Source organism: Myxococcus qinghaiensis (assembly GCF_024198215.1).
Taxonomy (GTDB): Bacteria; Myxococcota; Myxococcia; order Myxococcales; family Myxococcaceae; genus Myxococcus; species Myxococcus qinghaiensis.
In genome coordinates this window covers 43,974-51,320 of the sequence record NZ_JAKCFA010000045.1, presented here as the reverse complement: position 1 = coordinate 51,320, position 7,347 = coordinate 43,974, and the positions used below count along the sequence as shown (strand labels likewise).

The 7,347-nt window shown below is 67.9% G+C and carries 8 protein-coding genes; 3 read left to right on the top strand and 5 right to left on the bottom strand.

What is annotated here, in order from left to right; translation table 11 throughout:
- Positions 1 to 128: 128 nt before the first annotated feature.
- A complete protein-coding gene (locus LZ199_RS44710) occupies positions 129 to 1,217 on the bottom strand; it encodes an alkene reductase (RefSeq protein WP_253999961.1) in 1,089 nt (362 codons plus the stop codon).
- A 64-nt stretch (positions 1,218 to 1,281) separates the two neighbouring features.
- Between LZ199_RS44710 and LZ199_RS44705 the strand changes: the two genes are divergently transcribed.
- A complete protein-coding gene (locus LZ199_RS44705; protein ID WP_253999960.1) occupies positions 1,282 to 2,187 on the top strand; it encodes a LysR family transcriptional regulator in 906 nt (301 codons plus the stop codon).
- A 116-nt stretch (positions 2,188 to 2,303) separates the two neighbouring features.
- Here the strand turns inward: LZ199_RS44705 and LZ199_RS46880 are convergent, their stop codons facing one another.
- Positions 2,304 to 2,480 carry a TraR/DksA family transcriptional regulator gene (locus tag LZ199_RS46880; RefSeq protein WP_253999959.1) on the bottom strand — a complete coding sequence of 59 codons (177 nt, stop codon included), beginning with the start codon at positions 2,478 to 2,480 and terminating at the stop codon, positions 2,304 to 2,306.
- Positions 2,481 to 2,776: 296 nt separating this feature from the next.
- Positions 2,777 to 3,874: an HAD family hydrolase gene (locus LZ199_RS44695; protein WP_253999958.1), complete on the bottom strand. Its 1,098-nt coding sequence runs from the start codon at positions 3,872 to 3,874 to the stop codon at positions 2,777 to 2,779.
- A gap of 350 nt (positions 3,875 to 4,224) precedes the next feature.
- Between LZ199_RS44695 and LZ199_RS44690 the strand changes: the two genes are divergently transcribed.
- Together LZ199_RS44690 and LZ199_RS44685 are read left to right on the top strand one after the other, a co-directional pair.
- A complete protein-coding gene (locus LZ199_RS44690; protein ID WP_253999957.1) occupies positions 4,225 to 5,814 on the top strand; it encodes a DUF6923 family protein in 1,590 nt (529 codons plus the stop codon).
- Positions 5,811 to 6,332, top strand: coding sequence for a hypothetical protein (locus LZ199_RS44685; protein WP_253999956.1), 522 nt, complete (start codon positions 5,811 to 5,813; stop codon positions 6,330 to 6,332). Before LZ199_RS44690 ends, LZ199_RS44685 begins: the two co-directional genes overlap by 4 nt.
- A gap of 4 nt (positions 6,333 to 6,336) precedes the next feature.
- Here the strand turns inward: LZ199_RS44685 and LZ199_RS44680 are convergent, their stop codons facing one another.
- Positions 6,337 to 6,582, bottom strand: coding sequence for a hypothetical protein (locus LZ199_RS44680; RefSeq protein ID WP_253999955.1), 246 nt, complete (start codon positions 6,580 to 6,582; stop codon positions 6,337 to 6,339).
- A gap of 34 nt (positions 6,583 to 6,616) precedes the next feature.
- The gene (locus LZ199_RS44675; protein WP_253999954.1) at positions 6,617 to 7,240 is read right to left on the bottom strand and encodes a hypothetical protein; all 624 of its coding nucleotides are present in this window, start codon (positions 7,238 to 7,240) and stop codon (positions 6,617 to 6,619) included.
- Positions 7,241 to 7,347 lie beyond the last annotated feature (107 nt).

Genomic DNA, 7,347 nt, shown 5'->3' with positions numbered 1-7,347 from the left:
ACCTGGGACTGCTTCTACTCCCGGAACGAAGGAGCGAGAGGCGCTACCCACGAGTCGTAAAGATAAAAATGAGCAACTACGACAAGAAGTGGGTGAAACGCCCCCGCCCTAACTGACCGGCATTGCGACTAGCCAGGCACCTCGCGTCGCGCGGGCTCCCCACGCGTCGCGCGTGGGTAGTCCGTATACCCCTCTGCTCCAGGCCCGTGGAGCAGCTCCATCCGCGTCTGAGCCAACGGCAGTCCCTCGCGCGCACGTGTGACGAAGTCGGGATTCGCGATGAACGGCGAGCCGAAGGCCACCAGCTCCGCCTGTCCTGCGGCGAGGACGGACTGGGCGCTCTCCGGCGTGAAGCCTCTGTTGGTGATGAGCGTCCCCTCGAAGGCACCGCGAATCCTCGCGGCCGTTCCCGTCCACGCCTCGTGCGAGTTGCCCACGAGGTGGACGTAGACCAGGCCACGCAGCTGGCCAGCGACGTGCGCATACAGCTCCGGGATGTCGTCATGGAGCGGCATGTCGACGTGGGTGTTGCAAGGCGACAGCCGCACGCCCACCCGGTCCGCGCCAATCGCTTCGGCGCAGTCGCGCGCCACCTCGACGATGAGGCGTGCGCGGTGCTCCAGGCCGCCGCCATATCCATCGGTGCGACGATTGACGTGCGGGTTGAAGAACTGCTCGAACAAGAAGCCGTTGGCACCATGCAGCTCGATGCCGTCGAAGCCGGCGTCGATGGCGTTCCTCGCGGCCTGGATGAACTCGCGCCTCACCTGGGCCACGTCACTCGCCGTCATCTCCTCGGGCGTCGAGATGGGCTGTTTGCCTTGGGCGTCGGTGAACATCTCCCCCTTCGCGGGCACCGCGCTCGGCCCCAGGAGCCGTGCGCCGGGTGGCAGGTTGAGCACGTGGCCGACGCGACCGCAGTGCATCACCTGGACGAAGATGTGGCCGCCCGCTTCGTGCACGGCGTCGGTCACCTGGCGCCAGCCGTCCACCTGCTCACGGCTGTAGATTCCGGCCTCCCGTGGGAAGCCCAGGCCGTTTGGTGAGGGGCTCGTTCCTTCGGTGATGATCAACCCCGCCTCTGCCCGCTGTTGATAGTAGTCGCGCATCAGCGCGTTGGGCGTGCCACCCCTGGCGCGACTGCGCGACATGGGCGCCATGACGATGCGGTTCGCGAGGGTGATGCGACCCAGTTTGTAGGATGAGAACAGAGTCATGCGCGAAACATGCGCGGCTGGAACCCGTTGGACAATTGAACGATTTTGGATGCACTGTCCGGTGATGCGGACAGTCGAACCGAACGGAATCATCGCGTTCCTGGAGGTGGTCGAGCGCGGCAGCTTTCGAGGTGCCGCACGTGCGTTGGCCATCCCCAAGTCCACGCTCAGCCAGCGCGTGGCCACGCTCGAGGAGCAGCTCGGCGTTCAGTTGCTCTCGCGCACCACGCGCAACGTCGCGCTCACCGACATCGGCGCCAGCTACCAACGCGAAGTCGCGCCGGCTGTCGCCGCGCTGCGTGACGCCGAGGCGCTGGTGAACAGGCTGCAGGCCCACCCGAGCGGTCGGCTGCGCCTCAGCGCGCCGTTCGAGCTCGGCCAGCGGTTGATGGGCGGGGTGCTCGCGACCTTCGCGGAGCGATATCCACAGGTGAAGCTCGAGCTCGAGTTGACCGACAGGGCCGTGAACATGGTCGAGGAGGGCTTCGACTTGTGCGTGTGCGTTGGCCCTCTCAGCGACTCACAGATGATTGCTCGCAAAATCGGCGCGCCCTCACAGGTGGGCATCTTTGGCAGCGCCGCCTACTTCAAGAGGGCCGGTGTGCCCAAGCATCCCCGCGAGCTGCAAGCGCACCGTTGCCTGAGCATGGGCAGCACCCTCTCCCCCGCCACCTGGGCCTTCAGCGGTGCCAGGCCCGTGAGCATCCGGCCGGTCATCGCGGTGAACAGCTTCCAGGTGTTGTGCGCGCTGGCTGGCGCGGGGACTGGACTGGCGCGCCTGCCGCGCTCGCAGGCCAACACGAGTGGCCTGGTGGAGGTGCTCAAGCCGTTCGCGCCGACCCCGTACCAGGCGTTCGCGGTCTATCCGGCCGCGCGCCACCCGAGCGCGTCCCTGCGTGCGATGCTCGCGGTGATGAGTGAGACGTTCGGCTCATGCGAGGCACCCGTGCGCGTTGGCAGGGAGTCGTAGAGGGCGTCACGGCGCGAGGGCTTGCCGGGCTGCCCGGGTACATCGCGTCGAGCTTCTGGAGGTCCAGCTTGCTCAGGCCCTGTCGGCTCGCGCGTGGAGGGCCGGCCCTCGCGCCTTCAGCGTCCCAGCGTCGCGCACGTCATGCAGTAGCGCGCCTCGGGAATCGCGCGCAGGCGATGTCTCCCCATCGCCCCACCACACCGCTCGCAGCGACCGAAATACCCTCCAGCGATTCGCTGGAGCGCCGCGTCGATGTCGAGCAACTCCTGCCGCTCCGCATCGGAGAGCGACACATCAGGTTCCAGAAAACTCGGCGGGGTCCGGGTCCGTGACCTCAGGCGTTCGCCGCGCTGCAACAGGGCGTCTCGCGCCTCACGAGCCAGACTGTCCATGCTTCGCTCCCGCCACCCCACGCCGGGCGCATCCGTCGCTTCCATCGCGACCTTCCTTCCCAGAGGGAGAGTGAGGGCCGGGCACTTCAGAAAACATGCCACGTCACGCCAGGGCCGCCCGCCACCCGCCACCCGCAAGGCTTGCGCGAGCCCCCGAGCACCTCCGCAGCCCTTGCGGAAGCGCGGGCCTCCTGCCGCTACTGCTCGAAGGGATAGATGACCTTCCAGTCCTTCTTCATGTCCACGAGGAACCAGCCGCGCCGAGGCGCCTCATCCAGTCCGCGCGAGAGCTTTCCGATGTGAGCGTTCCGGTCATACGCCCACTCCCGCTCCGCGTCGGTGTGGTGGACGAAGAGCCCGAAGCGCGGCCCCGTGCCCGAGGTCGTCCACTCGAGCATCTCGAAGTCCCCATCCGAGTTGCCGAAGGCCGCGAGCGGTCGTCGTCCAATCACCTGTTGGATGCCCACCGGCTTGCCCGCCTTGTCGTCGAGCAAGTCCAGCTCCGGCAGCAGCAGGAGTGACGCCGTGCCGTCCCGGACCTCGTAGCGCAGCTTCGCGCGACTGCCGATGACCTGCTCGGTCGGAATGCCATACACGCGCTGCGCCCACGCGCGCAGGAAGCCCACGTCGCCACCCGATACGATGAACGTCTTGAACCCCCGGGCCCGCAGCAGCGCGAGCAGCTCCAGCATCGGCTGGTAGACGAGCTCGGTGTAGGGCCGGTTGAACCTCGGATGCTTCGCCGTGGCCATCCACTCCTTCACCGTGACGTCGAAGGCCTCCGTGGTGACGCCCGCGTGCGTGGCGGCGACCAGCTCCATCAGCCCGCGCTCACCGCTCGCCGCCACGGCCTTCAAGTCCCCTTCGAGCACGCCCTGGAACGGCTGCTGGTGCTTCCACTCGGGATGCTCGGGTGCGAGCGCCTTCACGCGGTCGATGACGAAGGCCAGCTCCACCGCGACCGGTTGCTCCGTCCACAGCGTGCCGTCGTTGTCGAACGTGGCGATGCGCGCATCGACGGGTACGAAGTCGGGCCCGCCCTCGCGGGTGACGCGCTCCACGAAGTCGAGCAGCGCCGCCTTCGTCGGTCCATCGCTCCACGAGGGCAGCGGGTCTCCTTGGCCTGCGAGCCCCGAGCCGCCCTGGGCAAGGCTCGAAGGTTCCGGAGAGACGTGTTGCGTGGACCTGCAACCCGCCGTGACGAAGAGGGCACACAACGTCACCACCAGCAGCGAGCGGGCGAAGGCCCCTCCATACCCGCGGCCCGACATTCCCCGCAGCGAAGCTCCGGCCATTTGCATCCCCCCCGAGAGGCCGTGCCTGACGCGCGGCCTCGCGTCCCAACCTGCGCATCCCCTCGTGGGTTTCCATCGTCTCGTCGCGGGCCGGACATCCACGGTGCCTCACGGGGCGGACCCGGGCGCCCGCCGCCACGCGTCTTCCGTCGTAGGGCCCGAGTGGTCGACACCGTGGAGAATCACTTTCCAGCCAGGTGTCTACCCATGGCGCGTTTCATGGACGCGAGGACGAGGCGCGCCTGGCTGGCCCGTCCTCCAGGCGGGGGCATCCCTACCGCCTCATCCTCCTGGACAAGCGTCGGGTCCGGTTCCGCACTGGGCACGTGGCTTGAACGGAGCCGCGCCCCATGCGACTGAAAAGACAGTGGTTGTTGTTATCACTTCTGGTTCCGTCACTCGCCGCCGCGCATGACCTCGAATGCGAGGTCAGCATCAACGAGCAATCCACCCTCGTCGTCCGCGAGTACCCCGCCACGCTGACATTCCGGCAGGTGGTGAGGAACATCCACCCCACGCTCCCGTCCACGCTCCAGGAGGCGACGGACCCGCTGCTGGAGCCGCTGGGCTGGTCCTTCACCCCTCCTCCGCCGGTGGCGATTCCCGTCAATGACTCCCGGACTTACGAGTTCAGCGTCACCGTGGAGAGCCTGGAGGACTGCGCGCGCATCGGGCAGGTGCCTCCGTCGGAGTCGGTGGAGTTCACGGACACCCTCCAGATTGGCTGGGACCAGGGCATGGCGACCTGCTCCGCGCGAGTCCAGTGCGTGCCGGCCGACACCTTCGTCTGTGATGACACCCTCTACGTGTCCTCCAGCGCGGGGACGAGCACGGAGCTGATGCCCCTGGACCCGACCACCCTCGCGACGACCCCGGTCTCCAGCTCCACCGGGTTCGGCTACGACGCCATGGGGCTCAGCCACATCGATGGCTATCTGTATGCCATCAGCAATCGCAACCTGTCCGGCGACCCCATTCCCCACGTGGTTCGCGTGGACCGCGTGGGGAACATCGAGGACCTGGGGAGCCTGCCGGAGCTGGCGGGCCAGGAGTGGATTGTCGGCACCATCATGGAGGATGGCAGCTATGTCATTGGCTCGTTCCTCGGGAGCCAGTGGCTGCGCCTGAATCCCGTCACGCTCGAAGTCCTGGGCCAGGGGACCCTGCCCACCACGACGCCCACGGCCTGGGCCGCCAACCCGCTGGACAACAAAATCTACGGCTACCAGAGCTACCTGGCCCGGATGAGCGTGTTCGACCCCTATACCGGCGACTTCACCGTCTTCGGTCCGGTCCTGGGCAACGTGGGGATTCAGCCCTGCTCCTGCGCCTTCCAGCAGGATGGGACGTTCCTGCTCTACTGCTACACGTCGGACCCCACGGTGGACGCCCTGTTCGAGGTGGACCTGGTCAACGGCGTCGCGACGCTCCTGGGCAGCACCCCGTCGCTGGCCGCCGGAGACATGGCGTCCTGCGCCTTCCCACCCGCCCAGGGCGCGACGCCCGCTGTCCGCCCCTCGGGCTACTACATGATTCACGAGGCCGCGCTGGAGCGCTGTCTGGCCTCGGGCCCCGTGAAGCTGGGGCTCCTCCCGGCCGTCGTGACGAAGGAGGACGCGCTGCGGCTGCTCTGGTCGTCCCCCGCCTTCACGCTGGGAGGTGAGCACCGCTCCGAGGAGCAGGCCGCCCGGCACGCCCTGGCCAGACAGACGCTCACGGGGGTCTGCAACCAACGGCTGTTCGGCGGCACACCGGAGCTCCAGCGCCTGCTGCTCGACACCACCACCACGCTCGGTCGCACCCGCGCCATGTCACGCCTCGAACGACACCTCGGCGAAGCCAATGGCCGGGGGCTCGATGTCGCGTTGCCCTTCTCCCTTCGGGGCCGTGCGACGCCATCCCATGCGCTGGAGCAGCTCCAGCCCAGGAGTTCGCCATGAAGAAGCAGACGTGTTCCAGAATCCTTCCACTCGTCGCGCTGCTGTGGGGTGTCGGCCTCTGCGCCTGCGGAGACAGCGCCCCGGAGCTTCAGCGCTACGAGCTGCGGCTCCAGGGAACCACGAGCCGCTTCTCCACCACCTACCTGAGCGCGACCGCCGTGCAGGTGACCCTGGGAGGAGCGCCGCTGCGCACGGAGCTGCTCCCCTCCTCACAGCGGATGAACGTGGCCAACGCCACCCATGCGCACCTGGTGGCTCACTTCTGGCTCCGGCCCGAGCAGGTGCGTGAGGGCGCGCTCGAGGCCACCGTGGTGCTGGATGACTTCGGCGCCTTCGAGGGCACCGACGGCTCCGCGGGCTTCGTCGATGCCCGCGAAGCCCCGCTGCGCCTGAAGCTCCAAGGCGACGCGCTGGAGCGCAACGGCCGGGCCGTCATCCACATCGACCTGGACAGGTCCATCGGCGCCGAGCGGCAGGGGAGTCGTCCCCTGCTCCCTCATCTGCGGCTGGTGTACTGAGGCCTCACCCCGTCGGAGGGTCATAGGACCGGCCCCCGAAAGGGGGCCAGGCCATGATGTCCTTCGCGAGCCGGTCGCTGAAGGCGCTGCCCTCGCGGGTGAACGCCTCCGCTTCGGCCTCGGTGAGCCGCACGCGCACCGCGGACATCGCGATACCGCCCACGACGACCTCGATGACCAGCGCCCCGTCCTCCTCGCGCAGCACGCGGTAGAGGAGCGGACTCTGATGGACCACCTGCTCGCGGCTCATGGAACCTCCGCCTCGTGCACGAGGGGAAGAAGCGTCACGGAATCTCGGTCACCACGGCCTGGGCCACCGGCGCGTTGATGACCATGACCTCCGGCACGCCGCCGGACGTGTAGCCGCCGAACTTGAAGCAGTCCGTGTCCTGCTCCGTCTGGCACTTCCACACGCCCGGGTCCGCGTCCACCGGCAGGCGCACGCACGAGCCCGACTCGCGCAGGTTCAGCGTCATCATCCGCAGCGGCCCCTCGAAGTTCTTCGCCGGCAGCCCCAGCGCCTGCCCCAGCACCGCGGGGTCATGCGTGGCGCCTGTCATGGACTTCTTCACCGCCTCCTGGATGACGGACGAGGGCGCCGCGAACAGGTAACAGCCGCTGTCGTCGCAGCGACCAAAGTTCTTCGCGCCCGACTGCACCACGAAGGTCTGGTACGGGCCTTCCTTCATCAGCCACGACACCGAGCCCTCCGGGAAGTTCTTCGCCAGGTGCTGCTCGATGCTCCACGGCGCGGCGCGCTGGTCCGCCTCCTTGGAGATCTCCTGCTGCTTCGCATCACACGTCTCCGCGACGGGCGTCGTCGGCTCCGGCGTGACGGAGGGCGCCGCGTGCTTGCATCCCACCAGGAGCAGGGCGCTGACCAGCAGACCACGAATCATCCAGGACATGAGGGACCTCGTTTCAAGGGTTGACGGGGCGCGCACACTAGTCCAGTAAAACCTGTCTTTGACCATTCAATGCGGGAGAGTGACCAATGCGGCACGAAGCGGCCCCG

Excerpts from the sequence above, each read along its gene's own strand:
- LZ199_RS44710 (WP_253999961.1), bottom strand. The coding sequence starts at position 1,217 with ATGACTCTGTTCTCATCCTACAAACTGGGTCGCATCACCCTCGCGAAC.
- LZ199_RS44705 (WP_253999960.1), top strand. The coding sequence starts at position 1,282 with ATGCGGACAGTCGAACCGAACGGAATCATCGCGTTCCTGGAGGTGGTC.
- LZ199_RS44695 (WP_253999958.1), bottom strand. The coding sequence starts at position 3,874 with ATGGCCGGAGCTTCGCTGCGGGGAATGTCGGGCCGCGGGTATGGAGGG.
- LZ199_RS44690 (WP_253999957.1), top strand. The coding sequence starts at position 4,225 with ATGCGACTGAAAAGACAGTGGTTGTTGTTATCACTTCTGGTTCCGTCA.
- LZ199_RS44685 (WP_253999956.1), top strand. The coding sequence starts at position 5,811 with ATGAAGAAGCAGACGTGTTCCAGAATCCTTCCACTCGTCGCGCTGCTG.
- LZ199_RS44680 (WP_253999955.1), bottom strand. The coding sequence starts at position 6,582 with ATGAGCCGCGAGCAGGTGGTCCATCAGAGTCCGCTCCTCTACCGCGTG.
- LZ199_RS44675 (WP_253999954.1), bottom strand. The coding sequence starts at position 7,240 with ATGTCCTGGATGATTCGTGGTCTGCTGGTCAGCGCCCTGCTCCTGGTG.